This is a genomic window from Actinomadura xylanilytica (assembly GCF_030283145.1).
Lineage (GTDB): Bacteria > Actinomycetota > Actinomycetes > Streptosporangiales > Streptosporangiaceae > Spirillospora > Spirillospora xylanilytica.
This window is the reverse complement of the sequence record NZ_JASNWE010000001.1, coordinates 169362-189062: the sequence shown is the minus strand read 5'-3', so window position 1 is coordinate 189062 and position 19701 is coordinate 169362. Positions and strand designations below refer to the sequence as shown.

The following is a 19701-nucleotide window of genomic DNA, read 5'->3' as shown; positions in this document are numbered from 1 at the left end:
CGCGCCCCCTGTGAGGCCCTGTGTCGATACGCGACTGCACGGTCATCGCCGTCGAAGGAACGCACGCCACCGGCAAGACCACGCTCGTCCACGCCCTCACCAGCCACTACCGCGAACGCGGCATCCACGTCACCTGCACTGGTGAACCCGCGCGCATCAGCCCGTTCATGGAGGAGATCGTTCTCCACCACGTCGGCACCTTCGACGTCGTGGCCGAGCTGGATGCGCTTGGCGCGCAGCTCACCGCGCAGCTCCGCGCCGCCCGCCACCACCACCTTCTCATCTGCGACAAGACCCTGATCAATGTCGTCGCCTACGCCCGGATGCTCCTGCCCCCCAAAGACAGGGACGTCCTGGAGGCCATGACCAACCTCTGCCGCGCCACCTCACACCTGTACGACGCGGTCTTCTACCCCGTCGACACCTTCAACCCCCGCCAGCACGGCGACCGCTTCAGAGACAAGGTCGCCGACCAGCAAGACGAGCTCGACGAACTGCTACGCGCCGAACTGAAAGCCGCAGGGCTCAACCCGATCGTCATTCCCCCGGGACGAAAAACCGCGGCCCGCGTCGAGTGGATTTCTGCGCGTCTGGCGACGGAGGGCCTGATCAGCACGCTAACCTGACCGGCCTATGACCCCAGCCAACGCACAGGCCAAGCCGGCTCCGTACACCTCGATCGTGGACGCCCTGCTGATCCTGGTCCGCGACGGCAAGGTGCTGCTCGCCCAGCGCGAGGGGACCGGGTACGCCGACGGCTGCTGGAACTTGCCCAGCGGCAAGCTCGAAGCCGACGAGACGATCACCCACGCCGCTGTCCGTGAGGGACGGGAAGAGATCGGCGTCCACATCGCTGAGTCCGACCTCGGGTTCGCCCATCTGATCCACTACCGCAACCGTCTCGGCGACGCCCGGGTGGGAGTGTTCTTCGCCGCACGGCAGTGGAAGGGTGAGCCCTACAACGCCGAGCCGCACAAGTGCTCGGCGATCGGATGGTTCCCGCTTGAGGCTCTCCCAGAGGGCACCTATCCCTACACCGTGGAAGGGCTGGCGGCTTACCGCCGGGGTGTCCCGTTCAGCACAGTCGGCTGGCGCTAACGGTCCCTTTCCTAGAGACCCAAAATGAAGAGCGGACCGCCCCCGCTCGCGCGGGGAGAACTGGAGCCGCTCCGGGGTGGCACTCCGACGGCCCGGACCACCCCCGCTCGCGTGGGGAGAACCCGAGAACACGACCCGCGCCACACTCCCTACCCGGACCACCCCCGCTCGCGCGGGGAGAACACCACGCCCTGCACCTCCGGTGATCGCTACGCGGACCACCCCCGCTCGCGCGGGGAGAACCGGCGGTAGGAGGGCGGGTCCTCCCCGCGCGCCGGACCACCCCCGCTCGCGCGGGGAGAACCGCGAAACGCTCTCGCATTCCTGCGCGCGCCTCGGACCACCCCCGCTCGCGCGGGGAGAACTCCCGGGTCCGGTCCACCGTGCCCCGGATGACCGGACCACCCCCGCTCGCGCGGGGAGAACTCCTCCAGCTCGGGCAGATCCGGGAGCACTAGCGGACCACCCCCGCTCGCGCGGGGAGAACGGCGAGAACGACGAGTCCGCCAACGAACGCCACGGACCACCCCCGCTCGCGCGGGGAGAATGGGAACGGCCGAATCTCGTGTTCCTGCCCGAGCGGACCACCTCCGCTCGCGCGGGGAGAACGAGGTAGAGAGTGCCGTGCGCGCGGATGAACTCGGACCACCCCCGCTCGCGCGGGGAGAACCCTAACCCGCAGTCCTCCAGGCGATCCAGTGCCGGACCACCCCCGCTCGCGCGGGGAGAACCGCGGCATCGTCCCCGTGCGCGGGCGCCGCGTCGGACCACCCCCGCTCGCGCGGGGAGAACCAGGAGCGCCCATCCCGCCGGGGATGCCCGAACGGACCACCCCCGCTCGCGCGGGGAGAACTACCTCGTGTTGCTAAACGCCGTCTCCTCGGCCGGACCACCCCCGCTCGCGCGGGGAGAACGGTCGAGGAACCCACCCATGATCAGTTGCTCCCGGACCACCCCCGCTCGCGCGGGGAGAACATGAGGACGGCTCTCAGGACGGTCAGGTGGGGCGGACCACCCCCGCTCGCGCGGGGAGAACTCGACCGCCGCGCGCTGCGCCGCGAGCACATCCGGACCACCCCCGCTCGCGCGGGGAGAACGACCTGAGCACCTCGTAGGCGACGGCCTGCCGCGGACCACCCCCGCTCGCGCGGGGAGAACGCGAACGGTGTCTGGTCCGCCTCGCAGGTGATCGGACCACCCCCGCTCGCGCGGGGAGAACTCCTCTTCGTCCACGCCGGCCTGCTGCTCGGTCGGACCACCCCCGCTCGCGCGGGGAGAACAACGACATGACCGTGGACGTGCGCATCGTGAGCGGACCACCCCCGCTCGCGCGGGGAGAACGGGCGGCGCGAAGGCCGCCGCCGCAAACAAGGCGGACCACCCCCGCTCGCGCGGGGAGAACCTGCCAACTGAGCTATGGCCCCTCGATATCCACGGACCACCCCCGCTCGCGCGGGGAGAACATGCCCTCTTCACCCTTCGACCGCGCCACAGCCGGACCACCCCCGCTCGCGCGGGGAGAACGACGCTCCGCTAGCCTCGCGCGCGCCTGCGCGCGGACCACCCCCGCTCGCGCGGGGAGAACGGCGCGGACCGGCACCAGGTCGGTCCCCGCCGCGGACCACCCCCGCTCGCGCGGGGAGAACGGCCCGGTCCCGAAGGCGATCGCGGACGCCGACGGACCACCCCCGCTCGCGCGGGGAGAACCCGGGCGTTGACCGTCCCGTCCCGGCGCCCAGCGGACCACCCCCGCTCGCGCGGGGAGAACCCGGCCGTCTCGCCGAGCGACTCGGCGCCGACCGGACCACCCCCGCTCGCGCGGGGAGAACGTTCTCACGGAGTTCTACAACATGTTGGTGGACGGACCACCCCCGCTCGCGCGGGGAGAACGTGGCCTCACAGGACATCATGTCCGGGATCATCGGACCACCCCCGCTCGCGCGGGGAGAACTCCGCCTCCATTCGCCTGACAATGTCCCCGTACGGACCACCCCCGCTCGCGCGGGGAGAACGAAGATGATGAGACCCACGACATGCCCTTTCTCGGACCACCCCCGCTCGCGCGGGGAGAACCGTAGCCGCCACGCGCGAGCGGCGTGGTCCTTCGGACCACCCCCGCTCGCGCGGGGAGAACCGCCTTCAACGACCCGGCCAAGTTCTCCCACGGGGACCACCCCCGCTCGCGCGGGGAGAACGGGTCAGCCCCGAGCACCGCCGACTCGTAGAACGGACCACCCCCGCTCGCGCGGGGAGAACACTTCGCGACCTGCAGCTTTAGAGGTGCGTTACCGTTTTGAGACCTGGCCGGATTGGTTCGTGGTGGTGTGGCACGGGTTGAGCCTACGTGCTCGGGTGGTTTTGTTGGTGGCGGATATATGGATGTCTCAGTCGCCAGGTGGGGTGCGAGGTGCCTGGTCGGATCGGGCGGCAGAGAGGATCATCTCGTCGACGATGGCGCGGGTGTGTGGGGTGAGGTCGAGGAGGGCTCGCAGTACGTCGTGGCGGACGGTCCCGTTCTGGACGTGGTGGCGTAGGGCCGTGAAGGTCAGGTCTTCTTCGATCGGGGTGGCTTCGGTGGGGAAGCCGAAATAGCCGAAGGGGATGTGGAAGAAGGTGGCCAGGGCGGTGAGGGTCTTCATCTGGGGGTTGTCCTGGCGGCCGGTGCGGAGTTTCCAGATGGTGGTGGAGGAGATGTCCTCGCCGGTGGTGTCGGCGATGGCGGCTGCGGCCTCCAGGTTGCTGCGTGCTGCGGGGGCGCCGGCTGGCCACATGTTCTGGATCAGCCATTCGACCTTGTCCGCCAGTGCGGCGGAGGGCGGGACCTCTGCAATCGATGTCATGCTCGTCCACCCGATTCTCTGAGATACGGCTGCTCACGCCGATAGGTGCCCTCGGCCGGGCAACACAATGCCGGACCACAAACTTTAGTTGATGGATGAGAGTCGTTCAGTGGACGCGCCTGGTGGACGCCTCATCTTGTGAGGATGTGAAGCTCAGCGAGCCACGAGGCTGCTACCGGGGGGGCAACGCGGCCCAGATCCTTGATGGGTGGCCGTCGGTTCTTCGGAGTGGTCGACGTCCGAATGTGCTGGCGATGGAGCGGTTGCTCAGCCGGGCTTACGCCTTGGCGCTGTGCCGGGTTTGGGGCCTGTTGTCCGCGCAGTGCTGGTCGTGTGCGCGGGGGCCCATGGGGCCGGGAAGTCCGCCATCGCGAGCTGCATCGGGCTGGGGGCCTGTGCGGGGTTGGAGAGCCAGGTTGGGGTGCCCGCCGGGGCCTGGGTGAGGTCGCTCAGGTGACGGGCGGCTGTGCGGGTGGCGGCTTGTTGTGGTTGTCGTTGGTGGGTGGCGTGGTGTTGGGCGATGGTTTCGAGCAGGGTGATCAGGGTGGTGACAAGGACCATGGTCGCCGCGGTGGCGGGGGTGGTGATGCGTCCGGCGATGGCCAGGAGCCTGGCGCTGGTGCGCAAGCCGTTCCCGGCGGGGGTGGGCTGGGGAGTGCGGCCGTAGGGGGCGCGGGCGGCGCGGTCGTAGGCGTCGGCGGCGCGTCGCAGATGCGGATTGCCGGTCGCTTTGGCTGCGACGTGCAGGAGGTCGGATGCGGCCCAGCAGGCGTCTTGGGCGGCGTGCGGGTCGGTCACCGTGTGGCGGCGGATCTGCGCGGTGGCGAACGAGGCCGCGCGGGCGGCGTCGTCGTAGAACGCTTGGCGTTCCTCGGAGGTAAGGTCTGCTTCGCTTGTGCTGGACGGGTCGGTGTTCCAGCGTTGGTGAAGTCGGGGCAGTGTGAGGTTGGGGGCCAGGCGGCCTCCGCCGTACCAGAGGGCAGTGTGGTCGGACTCGGGCTGGTCGGGCAGCGCGACGGCGTAGCCGGTGAGCTGTTCGGGATCGATGTGGCTGAAGCGACGGCGGACCAGGATGCCTGCCGCTTCCAGCCGTCCGAGAAACTCGTCCGCCGTCCGTGACCCGTCCGCCGCCTCCCGGACGACCGTCCGCAGATACGCGCGAGCGGACGTGCCGGACAAGTGCCGTCCAGAAACCGGACGGCTGCTGGAGCTATGCGTGGATGGCGGGGCCCACCGGCGACGCAGTTTCGGCAAGGTGAGATCGGCCGCGAGGTTCCCGCCGCCGAACCAGACCGGCTCCCCGGCAGGGTTCAGGTCGTCCGCCAGCGCGACGGCGTAACCGGTGACCTCGGACGGATCATGCGAGCTGTAGCGCCGGCGGACCAGGGCCCCTTCCGCTTTGAGGCCGGTGAAGAACCCTTCCTCGGTCCGAGCACCGGCGGCTGCGGTCTGGACGTGGCGCCGAAGGATCGTCCGCGGTGCTTCGTCCCGCCCGTACCGGTGGGCCTTCTCGTTCTCCCCACGCTTGGGGCGCCGGGCCGCCGTCCGGTCGGCCGGCGCCGTCCGCCGAAGCCCGTACCGCTCCTCGACCGCGCGGCAGGCGTCACGGACCCGATAGCCGTCGTTCCAAATCTCCGGGCGGACACCGTCGGTGCGGGCGAGCGTGGCTACGACGTGGATGTGGTCGTCGGCGTGGCGGACCGCGATCCACCGGACGGCGTCGTCGTCTCCGTCGGCGGCCAGGCCGGTTCGCGCCATGATCTCCCGCGCGATCTCGGCCCACTGGCCATCGGTCAGGATCGGGTCCTCGGGTGCGGCGCGCACCGGTAGATGCCAGACGGGCTTGCGGTAGTTCCGGTCTCCGAGCAACGCCAATGGCTGACTCAGCAGCCCGTCCAGCCTGCGGAAGTCCCGCCGACCGTCCTCCAGCAGGGCAGGCTCCAGCTCTGCAGGGGTCCAGAACCCCGCAACGATGTGCGGATCGCGGTGCTCGCCGGTGTCCCCGGGCCCGTACAGGTAGCGGACGAGCCCCTGCACTCGGACGCCCCGCAACACCTTCCCGATCAACCAACCACCGACGCAGCGGAGTGCAGGTAGGCGAACGCCCATGCGAACCCGTCACCCAAGGCGCGCCCGCACCTCGTCCGCGAGATCGTCGAGTTTGGCCACGCTCCGGGCAGCGGCGCTCGCGTACCACTCCAGCCGGGCCGACAGTTCACCCGAGTGCAAGGCGGCCACGGACTGGTTGAGGTTCACCCCGATCCGCCGAACCTGCCCCGACGCATGCATCACCGAAGCGAGCAGTTCCCGCAGCACCGCATGCTCAGGCCTCGCCGAACCACGCGCAGCAGCCAGCACCACCAACGCCGCATACGCGCCGTTGGCCAGGTACTCCCGCTCCGCAGCAGCGGACACGATCGCATACTCCTCGTCTGACAATGCGAACCTCACTGCACGGCCCCGCCGAGAGACATGATGCGCTCGGCGATTCCGCCGCGTGCCTCTCCCCGCCCGACCTGCTTCGCTCCCACCGGTTCCGGCCACAGGCCCCCTTCCAGATCGCGCCCGATCCCACCCGCACCGCTGGACACGCGCCCCGGTCCGGCGGCATAAGCACACGATTTCCATTTCTTGCCCCGCGCCAGCGGAGCTCCGGTGAGGAAGCTCCAGCCAGCGCGGGTCAAGGGACCGTCGACAGTTCAGGGAGTGCGGCGGGATCCCTGGGACCGCTGGTCTGGGTGCTTGTCCGGAGAGTCCTGCCCTACTCGGCCGGCTCGGAGAGCGTCATCGATCCCGACCGGGAAGTCCGCCCCGGCCGCCGGTGCCTCGGTGACGGTGGGACGGGGCTGATCGACTGCCGCCGCTTCAACCTCCCTGGAGATCTGTGAAGCCACGTCCGCGTCGGCTGTGCGTGGGCGGATGGCGTTGAGCGCGACCTGGGCACGCGCGAAGGAATTGCTGAGTTCGGACGTCCGCTCCCCAGCTTCGGCCAACGCGTCATGCGCGCGCAGCATGGCCGGCACCAGGTCCTTCTCGCCGCGGTCGTGCCCGAGCCTTCCCGCCGAAAGCTCCGCATCGAGAAAGCGGTCGAACTGCTCAGAGGCCTGAGCAAGACCGTAGGCCGCCTCGGTCAGGCTCCCCAGGGCCGTGTACACCGTGCTGGGCCGCGTCAACCCAGGCGGACCAGCGGTCAAGTGATTCAGCGCGCGAACGCTCTCGCGCAGTTCAGCGGCAACCCGCTCTACGTTCTCGTCGATGCCTGTCTGACGATCGTCCATGTGGACGCCCTCCGGGTTCAACCTGCAGTCTGACCATGTGTGGTCTCCCTTCTCTCGCAACTCCGAACAGCTTCTGGCGACGTCTGGCGTTGTCTAAGGCTGTTTGCGCTCCATACTGTACGCGCACCTAAGCTGACGCCACCGTCACCAGCGGCGTGTCTGAAATTCCATTCCGCCCTCACATGCCAGCGAGAGACCAACGGCTGGCTGTGACCGCGAGACGCAGGAACGTTGTGCGCTGGTTCGAGCGACGATTGCCGTTGCTGTGGAGACCGTGATGTCGATGAGAGTCAGCAACGTTGTCGCTGGGCGCCTGGTGGAGGCCCCGCCACCGTGCGTGGAGCCTCGCCGACCGCCGCTAGAACGCTCGGCCAGGGGGGCCGGTCAGTTCGACGTTCCGCCACGTCGGATCGTCTGGCCCGTGCTTGAGCATCGCCTCGTTGAGCACGTCGACAGACACGTCTCAGCCGTTGAGGATCTCGGCTGTGCCGATGACTAGGACCCTGCGGGCAGCGAGTTCGATCCGGTAGTCGGTGCTCGCTCCCAGGTGCCAGGTGTTAGGCAGATCGGGGTCCCCCGCTCCTGCGCAAACGCGTCTTTCATCCTGCCTGAGCGGGATCTGGTTCGTTCTCAGGAATTGTGTCGATCGGGCAGTAGGCACGGGAGTGGTCGTATGCCACAATCTGGTGGATGATCACTTCACGAAGGGCCGATGCCGCGTAGACGGCCGATGAACGTCCGGTCGGATTCGGCTCTCTGTACGTCCCATCATGCAGCTCTTCATCATGTTCACGGGGTGCCGGCAAGGGTCCTGATAGCCATCACAGAGGTCGAACACCGCAGGCTGTCTCCCGGCACCATCGGTCGAGCGCTACGTGACTGGGAACGTCTGGCCAGGTCTGGGCTTACCAAGTCGGCTGACCACTGTGGGGAGCTGGCCTGCTGCGGAGACTATCCCCGGGACGTGCTAGAGGAAGCGATCACTTGCCTTCCTTGGGAAGCCAAGAAACACCTGCGTCGCCTTGTTGGCCTCATAGATCAGATCTACCTCGCCCGCACGTGGCCAGATCCTGATGCTGCAGCCCAGCTACCGCCCTGAGGCACCGCGCATGCTTCACGTTCGCGTCGCCTATGAGTAAATGGCATCGGCTACCTGCTGCAGACCGCTGCCTATTCACGGAGATTGAGCCAGATTGGCTGCACGCGAACAGAGTAAACGATGGAATTTCCTGGATCTATAGGCTCGGATTCATGAAGTCGCTGATTTCGAACATTTCCGCATGTGAAAAGGCTGATTTGCACGGGTCGCCGAGCAAGTCTCAGGTGTTCTCGGCCTAATGTTCGTAGGGGGTGTTACGAGGGTGATGGTAGCAAACCCGAATTTGCTGATCTCAGTCCGAGCCTGCGGGTGAGCGCTGTCTCCGGCGTCCACGCCAGGTCCGCCCAGTGACCGCACAGCATCAAGAACGTGAATGTGGTGACATCAGGGAGATGAGGAGAGCGATTGCAGTTGCTCTCGATAAGTCTTGGGTGCGGTCGGGGTGCGGAGAGTCGAGCGTAGGAATATAAGTGTCGTCAGTGTGGCGATGATGATGAGGCAGCCGGAGGTGAGGGCGACTATCTCCGGGCCGAATGATTTTACCAGCGGGCCGGCCGTCAGCAGGGTGACAGGCATGAGTACACAGCTGGCGATGATGTTCCATCCGTTCACGCGAGCCAGGACTTCTGATGGAAATGTCTCTTGGAGTGTGGTTGTCCAGAAGACGTAGTAGATGGCCTGAGACACCCCGGAGATGACGGTGATCAGTGCTAGGAGCGGCCATGGTGAACCGCTTCCCATCAACAACATGGGGAGCGACGCGAACACTAGGGTGAACGCGGCTATGAAGATCGCGCGAGATGGCCTCCAGAGCGCACCGACCAGTCCCCCTAAGAGGGCTCCTAGTGCTTCGCAGGAGTTGATGACCCCCCAAGCCCATGCGCCGCCGTTTCCATGAGATGTGTACAGGGGGCCGGCGATCTTCAGGTAGCAGACCAGGGCGATGGTGACGGCGGTGTAATGCAGGGTCATGATCCAGACCCAGGGATACGTCAGAAATTCTTGCCATCCTTCGCAAAGCTCTCGTTGGAGCCCGGTGGTCTGCTGCGGACGTTGTGTGTTGAGTCGGCTGAGGAGGATGGCTCCGATGCCGCAGAGAATTCCCCGTGCGGAGGCAGCCCAGCCGGGGCCGGCGGTCGCTACCAGCAGTCCGGATGTGAGCAGACCGATGAGGAGACCGGCTGATTGGGTCTGGTCGATCAGGGCATTGCCGGCTGGGCGATTCTCGCTCGGGAGGAGATCGGCGATAATTCCACGGATGGTCGGGAGGAATATCGCCAGAGCGATACCTGCAATGGTGGCGAGGACACAGATGAAGGAGAAAGGCGCCTGGTTCGTAGCGAATGATATGCCCAGGACAAGCCATGCCGTGAACGCGATGATCTCTGCCACCACGAGGACTTGGTGTCTTGGGAAGCGGTCACCGGCGATCCCGCCGAAGATGATGAGCAGGGCAGGGATCGAGTTGCAGGCCAGGACGATCGATAGACCGCGTGCACCGTACCCCATGTCCATGACGCCCCAGGCGAGCGCAATTTGCCCGAACCCCACGCCGGCGCACGAGACGAGGCGCGCGAGGAACAGTGGCGCGACCGTTGGGTCCTTGAGCAACGGCCAGGGGGATGTGGCGCCAGGCATCAATTATCACCTATTCGTTGAGCGCACTTGATTACCGACTGGCGAAGTTGATATCTATGGCCGCTCGGCGCTATTGAGAGATAGGTGGCCACTCAAGAACTGGGCGATGTCTCCGTATGCCTTGAGTTCGTTGTTCCGGTTGGTGAATCCGTGGCCCTCGTCGGGGTAGACGTCGTAGCGCGCGTCGACGCCCCGGTCACGGAGGCGGGTGACGAAGTGGTCGGATTCGGTTTTCGGTACGCGGGGGTCGCGGGCGCCTTGGAGGATGAACAGAGGTGTGCTGACCACGTCGGCGTGGGTGATGGGCGAGTTCTCTGTGAGGTGGGCGGTGTCGGCGTCGGGGTCTCCGAGAACTGCGGCGACGTAGGCCTTCCAGGTGGGTGGGCAGGCGCGGGCGAGGGTGACGAGATTGGTCGGCCCGCACAGGGAGACGCCGGCGATCCACGAGTGAGGTAGGCGGGCCAGGCAGGACAGGGCGGCGAATCCTCCGTAGGAACCGCCCATGACGGCGATGCGGTCGGCGTCGATGCCGGGGTCGGTGTGGAGGTGGCGGAGGGCATGGCCGAGGTCGTCCAGGTCGATGCCGCCCCAGTCGCGGTGGATGAGGCTCTGATGGGTGATCCCGTAGCCGGTGGAACCGGCGATGTTGGGCGCGAAAATCGCGATGCCTTGGGCGAGCAGGTACTGGTAGAGGCCGGAGCACACGTAAACCGGGCGTTCCTGCCGTTCCGGGCCGCCGTGAATCGACAGCAGGACAGGATGCGGGCCCGGTGTCCTGGGGCGGTAGAACAGCGCGGGGACCTGGCGTCCGCCGGACGCCGGATAGGTGATCACCTCGGGTTCCACAGGGTCGACGACGTGGAACGCGGCCGGTGTGGCGTCGGTGAGGTACCGAAAGCCCGCGGCAGGGCCGAGGACCCCGATCTCGCTGGGACGGGTGGCTGAGTCGATCAGCACGACGATTAGGTCGCCGGAGGCAGCGAGGGCGACGCTGGTGATCACGCCCTGGGGGAGTGCGGGGAACGCAAGATCGGCGTCCCGCCTGCGGGCGTGCAGAATGGATCGTCCGCCCTCGTTGACCGACCAGAGGAGTGTCTCGCCCGCCGCATCGACGTGCTCGACGTCCCAGTCGTGCTGGGCGACCGGCTCCAGGGCGCCTTCGAGCAGTGAGTAGCGGGCGGCGCAGGTGAACTCGCCCCACACATCGGTGCGCAGATAGAACCCGGTCGAGTCCGGCGCCCAGGGGCCGGGGATGAAAAGGCCCCGCCCGTGCTCGGCCGTCACGCAGACGGCGGTCGAATCCGGGTCGGTGAGGTCGACCAGGTATGCGGCGATATCGCTGTTGGTACGGAATCCCGCGGTCAGGACCCAGCGGCCGTCCGGAGAGATCCCCGCCGGTTCGAATATCACGCCTTGCGGCGGGACGATCCGGCGTTCGACGTCGTCGCTCAGGTCACGTACGAGGAGGTCCTGAACGGTCAGATCACGATCGTTGGCGGCGTAGACCAAGAAACGGCCGGACTCGTCGAAAGGATCGAAGGCCAGTACCCGCTGGCAGTCCGGGCCCGGTGCGAGTTCTGTTGGAGTCTCGTCATCGAGTCCGACCCGGTAGAGCCGATACTGCTCGTCTCCCTCACGGTCGGCGGCGAACACCAGACTCTTCCCGGCCGGCGCCCACGCGATCCTCCGCACCGTCTGATCGGTGAGGCGGGTCACCTGTCGTGCTTCACCGCCGGCACTCGGGACGACCCACAGGTCGAAGTTCCCCCCGGCATTGCTGGAGTAGGCGACCGTCTGCGCGTCGGGTGAGAGCGCGAGGGTGGGCTGAAAGCGCTGGCGGGGGACGAAGTCCGGATACTCGTGCACAGTTCTGCTCTCCGTGTTCTCGCTGGTCACTTGACCCAGCCGCGCCGGACAGCGGCGGCTCCGGCCGCGAAACGGGTCTCCGCCCCGAGGTGTTCGCGGATGACTCCGATGTGCCGCCGCACCGTCGGAACGGCCATACTGACCTGTCGCGCGATGGACTCGTCCGATATGCCCTGGGCGAGTAGGTTGAGGATCACCGTCTGGACGGGCGACAAGGGTGTCCCGGCATGTGCGGCGCCGATGGGGATCGCGCGTTCCCAGAGCAGTTCGAAGTACTCGCGCAGTGCTCCGACGATGACCGACGACCGGATCAGCAGTGCGCCTGAGGCTCCCGTCGGTGTCAGCGGGACCATCGCGATCGCCTCGTCGGCGATCTTCGCCTTCATCCCGATCCTCGGAACGAACCGGGCCTCCTCCCCTGCCCGAGCGTTGATCTCGATGAGCCGGGCCCCGAGTGGACTCTCCGTGCAGGCGGCCTCGTAGATCGTCCGGCACCTGACCCGGTCGTCGAGCGATGGCGGGGGCGGCATCGCGGCCGATTCGTCCAGCGGCCTCTCGACCATGTGGTTCTCCAGCGTCAGCCAGTCCCGCCGGACCGCGCTGAGCAGTCCACGTGCGGTTTCGCTGATCTCCGAGCGATCCGTGAGGATTCGCACCAGCCGGTCCACATGCCCGTCCGCGGACGCTCCAGCCGACGGAGGCGTCTCAGCCATCCGCCGCTGCCCGTCCAGCACCCGTTCCTGCTCGGCCACCAACCGACGCGACAGACCGGCCAGAGTGCCCTGCAATGCCAGGTCAGGAGGCGCCGGCACCACACAAGGTGGCAACCCGGCCCCGGCGGGCTTCAGATATGCCAACTCCGCACCCAGCAAGGCGTCCACTTGCTCAGCACCTCCCAACAGGTCCGCCGCCTCTTCGCGCAGGCAGGCACCGTGTGCCGTCAGTTGCAAGTAGGAGGCGAGGGAGTGGTCCGGCACGATGCCTTCCAGTAGCCGCCTCGCCACCTGCTCGGCTGGATCACTCACCAAACCACCTCCAGACGCACAGCGTAGCGATTCAAGTCCGGACAGTGACATGCCCTAGGTGAGCGTTTCGTAACAGTGAGCGGAAGTCACCACCGCTGCCCTCAGGGAACTGGATTGGAGGCGATTCGGCTACGCCATCGGGCTTTCGGGGCGTCAGGGCGCGGAGCTTGGCTCGCGTTGAATCGATCACTTCTCGTCATGATGAGTTTCGCTCACCTGCTCCGAGTCGTTCTCCCGGTTTGATCTTGATCGCCGATCAACGTAGAACCAGGGGGCGCTATGACCGACCGATCACACGCGACCGCACCGAATCTCCAGGCGCCAAGGCGCGGCGCCTCTCGAAGGCTCCGCGCCTCCGCAAGGGTCCTCGCGCTACTGGTGGTCACGCCGAGGCCGGTCTCGTCCCTGAGGGGCCGGGACCGCATACGCGGACGCGACGGGTGCCGGGGGATCGGTAGATCAGTCCGCCGCTCCGGCACGCTCCCGCCCAAGAGCGAGACAGAGGCGACCAGAGAACCGCTCGCGGAAACCTTCCGACACCCACAGGGAACAGGATTCATCGGACCCGGTACCGACGGCGTCCTGCGAGCGGTCCTGGTCGAGACCCTGATGTCCACCGCCCCTGTCCGGGTGATCACGACGGAGACCGACCTCGACCGCTTGTTCGCCGGCGAGCTCGACCACAAACTGATCGGGCCCCTTACCTCGCGTCTCCAAACAGCCGCGAGCTTGGAGGAGGCCATCGAGCACCTCGAACATCTGGCCAGGACAGCCAGCACCCACCACACCGCCGAGGACCCGACCATCATCTGGCTTGCCGCGCCTGGTGAAGACGCCGACGTCGTGCATGAGACGATCCGGCTCTGGCCCAGCGACCGGCTGACCACACTGCTGGCGGGGCCCTGGCCCTACGGCCCGACCCACGTCGTTGAAGCCGACGGACCGCGCCCACTACTCCGCTGTCCGATCAACATGCTCTCCGTACGTCAGGCGATCAGCGTCCTCTGCCCAAGAATATTGGGCTTCTCCGCGTCCACACTGACCTGACCTGACCTGACCGAAGGGGAAGGATGCGACTCGTGCTGTCACTCATCCGCCGGAGGTCGGGCGATGCGCTGCCGGGCACTTCCGAGCCGGTCGACAAGTCGGTCGGTCTGACTACGGTGGGGAAGAGAAACTGCTGGAACCAGGGCCTACACGCATGACTGGCCCGCGAAGCGAGTACCACTTCGTGGATCACCTCAGATCGAGGGGCCGGTTCCTGTGAACTTGGAACCGGCCCCTCGCTGATCGCGACACCTGGTACGGGACCTGCTTCGACCTTGGCCCTTATGCGCTCTCGGTCGATTACGCGGGGCGTAGGTTCCGCCCCTGGTCGACGTGCTGCGCGATCGTCAGATCCGCGATGATGGCACGCAGCCGGGAGATCTCGGCGTTGGCGGCCACTCGATCTGCGGAGTCGTCCCCCTGCTCCTTCGCCATCGGAGCGCTACGGATCTTGCCCAATGCAGAGAGGGCGGTCTCATCGGCTGTCGGAAGGCTGTGGAGGTACTTCCCCGTGGTCGCGAGCTTGAGGTGCCCAAGGCGTTCCTTGACCACCTGCCACCTGAAGGTCCGCGCCTCAAGTCAGGAGCCACGAGGCGTGGGCGTGCCGGAGGTCGTGGATGCGAGGCTTGAAATCGAGCCAGGCTGCGTCGCGGGCTGGGGCCCACCGGTGGGTGCGGAACCAGGTCGCGGAGATGTGCGGGTCGTCGTCGATGACTCTGGGCTTGCGCGGACTGTCCTTGCCCGACGAGTGTCGCTTTGATGTTGCCCTGCGTGTAGCTCTGGCTGAGTGGCGGTCAGCATGAGGCTGTGAGCACGGGGACGGCGGTTGCGCTGGCTTGTGTTGAAACTGGCCCTTTGGTGGTGGTGTGGCCTGATGTCGTGGGGGTATGCAGCAGGGTGCCCGGGCCTGGGAGTTGGAACACATGGCGAGTGGATCTTGGGCCTGTGTATGTCGTGGCGTCCTGTGTGAACCTTCTGGAGGCCGGGTGGCGGGGGTTCGTCCACTAACGAACGACTAACGAACAAGCGAAAGGCCAGCTCCCCGTGATGGAGAACTGGCCTCTGACCTGCGCTTACCCGGTCGGGACGGCGGGATTTGAACCCACGACCCCTTGACCCCCAGTCAAGTGCGCTACCAAACTGCGCTACGTCCCGGTGCCTGCCGCAGCAGGCGTGATTACTCTAGCGCAGTCTGCGGGGTCGTACGCACAGGGTTTGGTGGCTGGAGGTCCGGTGGGGATGGCGGTGAGGCCGGTGGAGGGGGTGTCGGCGGGGTATGCGGTCTTTGATCGCGGGGCCGGGGAGACGCTGGTGGGGTATCGGGAGCGTCGGCGGTTCCGGTCGGCGTCGGTGGTGAAGGTCCTGATCGCGCTGGATCATCTGCGGTCGGGGCGGGACGAGGGGTTGCTCGGGCCGATGCTGCGGTCCAGTGATGACGCGGCGGCCAGCGAGCTGTGGCGGCGGGGTGGGCAGGGGGAGATCATCGAGCGGATGGTGGCGCGGGCGGGGTTGGCCGAGACCGCGCCGCCTCCGGCGGAATGGCCGGGGTTCTGGGGGTATACGGCGGTCAGTGCGGCCGACGTGGTGCGCATGTATCGGTATGTGCTGGACGAGGCGTCCGAGCGGGACCGGGAGCTCGTCATGGGGCATCTGGAGAGGGCCACGCCGTGCGGGAGCGACGGGTTCGACCAGACGTTCGGGATCCCGCGGGCGCTCGGGCGGCCGTGGGCGGTGAAGCAGGGGTGGGCGGGATTCGGGGAGGAGCCGGACGGGCGTGCGGCGCCGGGGCTCGGGCTGGGGCGGCCGGTGCTGCACACCAGCGGGGTGGTCGGCGACCGGATCGTGGTGGTGCTGACGCTGCATCCGGCGGGGACGTCGTTCCGAACGGCGTCGGCCCGGTTGACCACCCTCACTCGGCAGGTCCACCGGGCCGCGGGGTAGGCGGCGGTGTGCTGGAACCTGGCGGTTGCGAACGTGTCGGGGTGGAGGCTTGGTTCTGGCCCGGTTGGTCCGGTGGGTGATTTCCTTGATCCGGAATCGACGCTGAGGAGCAGCCATGACCCCTGAACTCCGCCTGGACGGCAAGGTCGCCATCGTCACCGGGGCCGCCCGGGGGCAGGGCGCGGCGGAGGCCCGGCTGCTCGCCGCGGCCGGGGCCCGCGTCGTCCTCACCGACCTGCTGGAAGGGGAGGGGGGCGAGACGGCCGCGTCGATCGGGGAGGCCGCGCTGTTCGTCCGGCACGACGTCACATCGGCGGCGGGGTGGGACGAGGTGGTGCGGCGGGCGCTGCAGGCGTTCGGCCGGATCGACGCCCTGGTCAACAACGCCGGGATCTGGCGGACCGCGCCCGTCGACGAGGAGACCGAGGAGCGGTTCGAGCGGATCCTCCGGGTCAATCTGATGGGACCGTTCCTCGGGATCCGGGCGGTCGTCCCGGCGCTGCGCGCGGCGGGCGGCGGGGCGGTCGTGAACATCTCCTCGACCGCCGGGCTGCGCGGCATCGCGGGGCATGCGGCGTACGGCTCGTCGAAGTTCGGGCTGCGCGGGCTGACCAGGTCGTCGGCGCTGGACCTGGCCGGCGACGGGATCCGGGTGAACTCGGTGCATCCCGGCGCGGTCGACACGCCGATGGTGGCGGAGGCGAACCGCGAGCGCGGCGAGGGACGCCTCGAGCGGATCCCGCTCAAGCGGGCCGGGGTGCCGGACGACGTGGCGGGGCTGGTGCTCTTCCTGGTCTCGTCCGCGTCCTCCTACATCACCGGCACCGAGTTCGCCGTGGACGGCGGCCTCACCACCGGGTGACCGGGCGGAGGACGGACGCGTCGCCGGTGACCGTGACGTGCGGGGCGCCGACCAGGTGCGCGCAGCCGCCGGCGATCTGGCGCTGGTGGGCGGTCGACCCGACGATCGCGGCGATCTCCCCGCGCCCGGTCATGAGTAGCTCGTCGACGTCGTAGATCCCAGAGGGAGGCCACGCCGTCGGCGTCGCCGCCGTCGACCGTCGGCCCGTACGACAGACCGGCCGGGTGATCGCCAGCTCGTCCTCCAGTGCGCGCAGCCGAGCCTCGACGGACGCCAGGCGGTCGTCGTCAGCCGTCATCGGTGCTCCCGAAGGCCAGTCCGGCCTCGTCGTCCAGCATGCGCGGCGCCTCCAGCTGTTCGAGGTAGTGGTCGGGCGAGCGGGACGCCAGGCCGGCGCTCGCCACGGTGGCGCCCGCCGCGCGGACGGCCTCCAGCCTGTGCTCGACGTCCCCGGGGGGGGTGACGACCAGGCGGCCGAGGTGCTGCGCGAGGCCGGCGTGATCCGGCTGCTCCAGCCCGCCCGGTACGGCGGGCACGAATGCCACCCGCGAGTTCGCCGAGACCGTCATGAAGATCGCGAGCCCGGACGGTGCGACCGGTTGGGTGGCGGGCATCATCGGCGTGCACCCGTGGGAGATGGCCTTCGCCGACCCGCGCGTGCAGGAGGAGGTCTGGGGCGGCGACGCCGACACCTGGATCGCGTCCCCGTACGCGCCGATGGGCGTCGCGCGGCCGGTCGGCGGCGGCTACGTCCTCAACGGGCGCTGGCAGTTCTCCTCCGGCACCGACCACTGCGACTGGATCTTCCTTGGCGGGTTCCTCGGCGACGCCGGGGGCGAGGCGGTGCAGCCGCCGGTCTCGCTGCACCTGATCCTGCCGCGCTCGGACTACGAGATCGTCGAGGACTCGTGGGACGTGGTCGGGCTGCGCGGGACCGGCGGCAAGGACGTCATCGTCAGGGACGCGTTCGTGCCGGGCCACCGGGCCGTCCCGTTCGCCAAGGTGATCGACGGGTCCGCGCCGCGCGAGGCGGGGCTGACCAACCCGACCTACCTCACCCCGTTCTCATCGGCGGGCACTCGCCCGCCGCGGCGCGCCGGGCCGGGCGGCTCGGCGACGGGCTCCAGCCGCTCGGCGTCGCGGGCGACGACCTGCGCCGCCTCGTCCAGACCATGCGGGACGAGGCCGAGCGCGGCGGCCGGGACGCCGGCGCGCTCGAGACCGAGGCCGCCGAGCGCGGCGTGGAGCAGGCGATCGCGTTCGACGATCCGGCCGGGACCCCGGTCGAGGTGTTCTTCGGACCGATCCTGGACCATCGCCCGTCCGCACCGGCCGGGGACAGCGGTTCGTCACCGGCGCCCAGGGGATGGGCCACCTGGTGCTGCCCACGACCCGGATGGAGGAGACGGTCTCCTTCTACACCGAGGTCCTCGGGTTCCTGCCGCGCGGCGCGATCCGGCTGAGCGGCGGCGACCGGGCGGCGCCACCCCGCGGGGTCAGGTTCATGGGGGTGAACCAGCGGCACCACAGCCTGGCGGTGTGCCCCGCGCCCTACGCGGGCGACCCGGGCCTGGTGCACCTCATGGTCGAGGTGGACGGCCTCGACGCGGTCGAGACGGCGCTGGACCGGGTGCGCGAGCGGGGCTTCTCCATCTCCTCCACGCTCGGCCGGCACACCAACGACAAGATGGTCTCGTTCTCCGTGCGCACCCAGGCGGCTGGGACATCGAGTACGGCACCGAGGGCATGCTCGTCGACGAGGCGCACTACACCGCCGAGGAGATCACCGCCGACGGCTACTGGGGCCACGACTGGTCCGGCACCGAACCGCTGGCGGCCCTTTCTCCGCAGACGTGACCGGGCGGGCCCGCCCGTGACCGCCGCGGACACGGCCGGGCCGGTCGCGCCGTCGGCTCAGGGGCGCCTGGCGGCCGAGTCCCGGTAGCGGCTGGGCGGGACGCCGTGCCAGCGGGAGAACGCGTGGGTGAACGCGGCGGTCTCGGCGTAGCCGAGCCGGCGGGCCACCTGCCCGACGGTCAGCCCGGTCGTGACCAGCAGCTCGGCGGCGAGGGTACGGCGCACCTCGTCGCGGAGGGCGCGGAACGAGGCGCCTTCGCGGGCCAGCCGCCGGTGCAGGGTGCGCGGCGTGACGCCCAGCTCGGCGGCGATCTCGGCCATGCCGGGCGGCGCCGCGGCGCGGGCCAGCAGCCGCCCGCGGACGGCCGCGGCGGAGCCCTGCCGCCCGCCGCGGCGGTCCAGCAGCTCGCGGCACTGATCCCGGCAGACCCGGGCGATGTCCGGGTCCGCGGCGGGCAGCGGCTCGTCGAGCAGCACGCCGGGGAACGTCACCACGTTGCGCGGCCGGTCGAACCGGATCCGCGCGACGGGGACCGCCGCGCGGAGCTGCGGGCTGGCCGGCACCCGCACCTCGAGCTCGGCCGACGCGGCGGGGAGCCGCCCGGCGAACAGCACCGGCAGCAGCCCGCCGATCGCGGCGAGGTCGCGTTCGACGAGGAAGGCGCGGACGTCGCCGGGGAGGTCGCGGTCGTCGAGCAGGATCCGGGCCCGCCCGCCGTCCTCGCGCAGCGCGGGCCGCAGGAACGACGGGCTCAACGCCAGGTAGCGCAGCGCGAGGCCGATCGCCGCGCGGAGCGTCGGGCTGGAGAGCAGGGCGTAGCCGAGGACGCCGGTGGTGCCGAGGGTGTGCAGCGCACCCGCCTCGCAGCCGAGGCCGGGCCGGTCTCCCAGTTCCGCCAGCAGGTTCCGGACGATCGCCAGCTCCTGCCGCGCCTCGATCGCGCCCGCGTCCCCGCCCAGGTCGCCGGGCCTCAGCCCGGACCCGCGCAGGCACGCTTCGGCGGAGAGCCCGTGCGCCGCGCCGGTCCGGAGCAGGATCGCGGCGGCGGCGGGGCCGCGCCGGAACTCCCAGGGCGGGGGAGGCTGCTGCGATTCCGGCGGCATGGTCCGAAATTATCAACAGACGGTCCGGTGTCGCCATTCACCCCGG

At 68.9% G+C, this 19701-nt stretch carries 18 protein-coding genes, 1 tRNA gene and 1 CRISPR repeat array; of the genes, 7 read left to right on the top strand and 12 right to left on the bottom strand.

Going from position 1 to position 19701, the window contains the following annotated elements; genetic code table 11:
• Positions 1-20 precede the first annotated feature (20 nt).
• Together QP090_RS00855 and QP090_RS00850 are read left to right on the top strand one after the other, a co-directional pair.
• The gene (locus QP090_RS00855; RefSeq protein WP_285936473.1) at positions 21-626 is read left to right on the top strand and encodes an AAA family ATPase; all 606 of its coding nucleotides are present in this window, start codon (positions 21-23) and stop codon (positions 624-626) included.
• Between the two features lie 7 nt (positions 627-633).
• Positions 634-1098 (top strand): NUDIX hydrolase, encoded by a 465-nt coding sequence (locus tag QP090_RS00850; RefSeq protein ID WP_285936472.1) that lies wholly within the window; start codon positions 634-636, stop codon positions 1096-1098.
• Between the two features lie 32 nt (positions 1099-1130).
• A CRISPR array of direct repeats spans positions 1131-3354; the repeat unit is 29 nt; unit sequence CGGACCACCCCCGCTCGCGCGGGGAGAAC.
• Positions 3355-3482: 128 nt separating this feature from the next.
• Here QP090_RS00850 and QP090_RS00845 read toward each other — a convergent pair.
• The 7 genes from QP090_RS00845 to QP090_RS00815 all read right to left on the bottom strand — a co-directional run bounded on the left by QP090_RS00845 (position 3483) and on the right by QP090_RS00815 (position 12844).
• On the bottom strand, positions 3483-3938 hold the full coding sequence (locus QP090_RS00845; RefSeq protein ID WP_285936471.1) for a hypothetical protein: 456 nt from the start codon (positions 3936-3938) through the stop codon (positions 3483-3485).
• 267 nt (positions 3939-4205) lie between these two features.
• Positions 4206-5975 carry a relaxase/mobilization nuclease domain-containing protein gene (locus QP090_RS00840; RefSeq protein WP_285936470.1) on the bottom strand — a complete coding sequence of 590 codons (1770 nt, stop codon included), beginning with the start codon at positions 5973-5975 and terminating at the stop codon, positions 4206-4208.
• A gap of 81 nt (positions 5976-6056) precedes the next feature.
• The gene (locus tag QP090_RS00835; RefSeq protein ID WP_285936469.1) at positions 6057-6377 is read right to left on the bottom strand and encodes a hypothetical protein; all 321 of its coding nucleotides are present in this window, start codon (positions 6375-6377) and stop codon (positions 6057-6059) included.
• 260 nt (positions 6378-6637) lie between these two features.
• Positions 6638-7216, bottom strand: coding sequence for a hypothetical protein (locus QP090_RS00830; protein WP_285936468.1), 579 nt, complete (start codon positions 7214-7216; stop codon positions 6638-6640).
• Positions 7217-8699: 1483 nt separating this feature from the next.
• Positions 8700-9953 (bottom strand): MFS transporter, encoded by a 1254-nt coding sequence (locus QP090_RS00825; RefSeq protein WP_285936467.1) that lies wholly within the window; start codon positions 9951-9953, stop codon positions 8700-8702.
• Between the two features lie 54 nt (positions 9954-10007).
• Positions 10008-11849, bottom strand: a complete 1842-nt coding sequence (locus tag QP090_RS00820) for a S9 family peptidase (protein ID WP_285936466.1) — start codon at positions 11847-11849, stop codon at positions 10008-10010.
• Positions 11846-12844 (bottom strand): hypothetical protein, encoded by a 999-nt coding sequence (locus QP090_RS00815; RefSeq protein ID WP_285936465.1) that lies wholly within the window; start codon positions 12842-12844, stop codon positions 11846-11848. Before QP090_RS00815 ends, QP090_RS00820 begins: the two co-directional genes overlap by 4 nt.
• Before the next feature lie 630 nt (positions 12845-13474).
• Between QP090_RS00815 and QP090_RS00810 the strand changes: the two genes are divergently transcribed.
• A complete protein-coding gene (locus QP090_RS00810; RefSeq protein WP_285936464.1) occupies positions 13475-13891 on the top strand; it encodes a hypothetical protein in 417 nt (138 codons plus the stop codon).
• Positions 13892-14191: 300 nt separating this feature from the next.
• Here QP090_RS00810 and QP090_RS00805 read toward each other — a convergent pair whose 3' ends face one another.
• Both QP090_RS00805 and QP090_RS00800 read right to left on the bottom strand, forming a co-directional pair.
• Positions 14192-14443, bottom strand: coding sequence for a hypothetical protein (locus QP090_RS00805; protein WP_285936463.1), 252 nt, complete (start codon positions 14441-14443; stop codon positions 14192-14194).
• 529 nt (positions 14444-14972) lie between these two features.
• A tRNA-Pro gene (locus QP090_RS00800) sits at positions 14973-15046 on the bottom strand.
• A gap of 156 nt (positions 15047-15202) precedes the next feature.
• On the opposite strand from QP090_RS00800, the gene QP090_RS00795 reads away from it, so the two are divergent.
• Both QP090_RS00795 and QP090_RS00790 read left to right on the top strand, forming a co-directional pair.
• On the top strand, positions 15203-15832 hold the full coding sequence (locus tag QP090_RS00795) for a serine hydrolase (protein WP_285936462.1): 630 nt from the start codon (positions 15203-15205) through the stop codon (positions 15830-15832).
• A gap of 115 nt (positions 15833-15947) precedes the next feature.
• On the top strand, positions 15948-16694 hold the full coding sequence (locus QP090_RS00790) for a glucose 1-dehydrogenase (protein ID WP_285936461.1): 747 nt from the start codon (positions 15948-15950) through the stop codon (positions 16692-16694).
• On the opposite strand, the gene QP090_RS00785 is transcribed toward QP090_RS00790, so the two are convergent.
• The gene (locus tag QP090_RS00785) at positions 16681-16992 is read right to left on the bottom strand and encodes a nuclear transport factor 2 family protein (protein WP_285936460.1); all 312 of its coding nucleotides are present in this window, start codon (positions 16990-16992) and stop codon (positions 16681-16683) included. The genes QP090_RS00790 and QP090_RS00785 overlap by 14 nt on opposite strands.
• Positions 16982-17311 carry a hypothetical protein gene (locus QP090_RS00780; protein WP_285936459.1) on the bottom strand — a complete coding sequence of 110 codons (330 nt, stop codon included), beginning with the start codon at positions 17309-17311 and terminating at the stop codon, positions 16982-16984. Before QP090_RS00780 ends, QP090_RS00785 begins: the two co-directional genes overlap by 11 nt.
• On the opposite strand from QP090_RS00780, the gene QP090_RS37490 reads away from it, so the two are divergent.
• Together QP090_RS37490 and QP090_RS00770 are read left to right on the top strand one after the other, a co-directional pair.
• The gene (locus QP090_RS37490) at positions 17192-18157 is read left to right on the top strand and encodes an LLM class flavin-dependent oxidoreductase (RefSeq protein WP_349666463.1); all 966 of its coding nucleotides are present in this window, start codon (positions 17192-17194) and stop codon (positions 18155-18157) included. The genes QP090_RS00780 and QP090_RS37490 overlap by 120 nt on opposite strands.
• A complete protein-coding gene (locus tag QP090_RS00770; RefSeq protein ID WP_285936457.1) occupies positions 18073-18639 on the top strand; it encodes a VOC family protein in 567 nt (188 codons plus the stop codon). The genes QP090_RS37490 and QP090_RS00770 overlap by 85 nt, the downstream gene beginning before the upstream one ends.
• Here QP090_RS00770 and QP090_RS00765 read toward each other — a convergent pair.
• Positions 18609-19655 (bottom strand): AraC family transcriptional regulator, encoded by a 1047-nt coding sequence (locus QP090_RS00765; protein ID WP_285936456.1) that lies wholly within the window; start codon positions 19653-19655, stop codon positions 18609-18611. The two genes, QP090_RS00770 and QP090_RS00765, sit on opposite strands and share 31 nt — an antisense overlap.
• Between the last annotated feature and the right edge of the window lie 46 nt (positions 19656-19701).

What these genes read in the sequence shown, in the direction of transcription:
- QP090_RS00830 (WP_285936468.1), bottom strand. Translation starts at nt 7,216, where the DNA reads ATGGACGATCGTCAGACAGGCATCGACGAGAACGTAGAGCGGGTTGCC.
- QP090_RS00825 (WP_285936467.1), bottom strand. Translation starts at nt 9,953, where the DNA reads ATGCCTGGCGCCACATCCCCCTGGCCGTTGCTCAAGGACCCAACGGTC.
- QP090_RS00845 (WP_285936471.1), bottom strand. Translation starts at nt 3,938, where the DNA reads ATGACATCGATTGCAGAGGTCCCGCCCTCCGCCGCACTGGCGGACAAG.
- QP090_RS00790 (WP_285936461.1), top strand. Translation starts at nt 15,948, where the DNA reads ATGACCCCTGAACTCCGCCTGGACGGCAAGGTCGCCATCGTCACCGGG.
- QP090_RS00785 (WP_285936460.1), bottom strand. Translation starts at nt 16,992, where the DNA reads ATGACGGCTGACGACGACCGCCTGGCGTCCGTCGAGGCTCGGCTGCGC.
- QP090_RS00850 (WP_285936472.1), top strand. Translation starts at nt 634, where the DNA reads ATGACCCCAGCCAACGCACAGGCCAAGCCGGCTCCGTACACCTCGATC.
- QP090_RS00765 (WP_285936456.1), bottom strand. Translation starts at nt 19,655, where the DNA reads ATGCCGCCGGAATCGCAGCAGCCTCCCCCGCCCTGGGAGTTCCGGCGC.
- QP090_RS00780 (WP_285936459.1), bottom strand. Translation starts at nt 17,311, where the DNA reads ATGATGCCCGCCACCCAACCGGTCGCACCGTCCGGGCTCGCGATCTTC.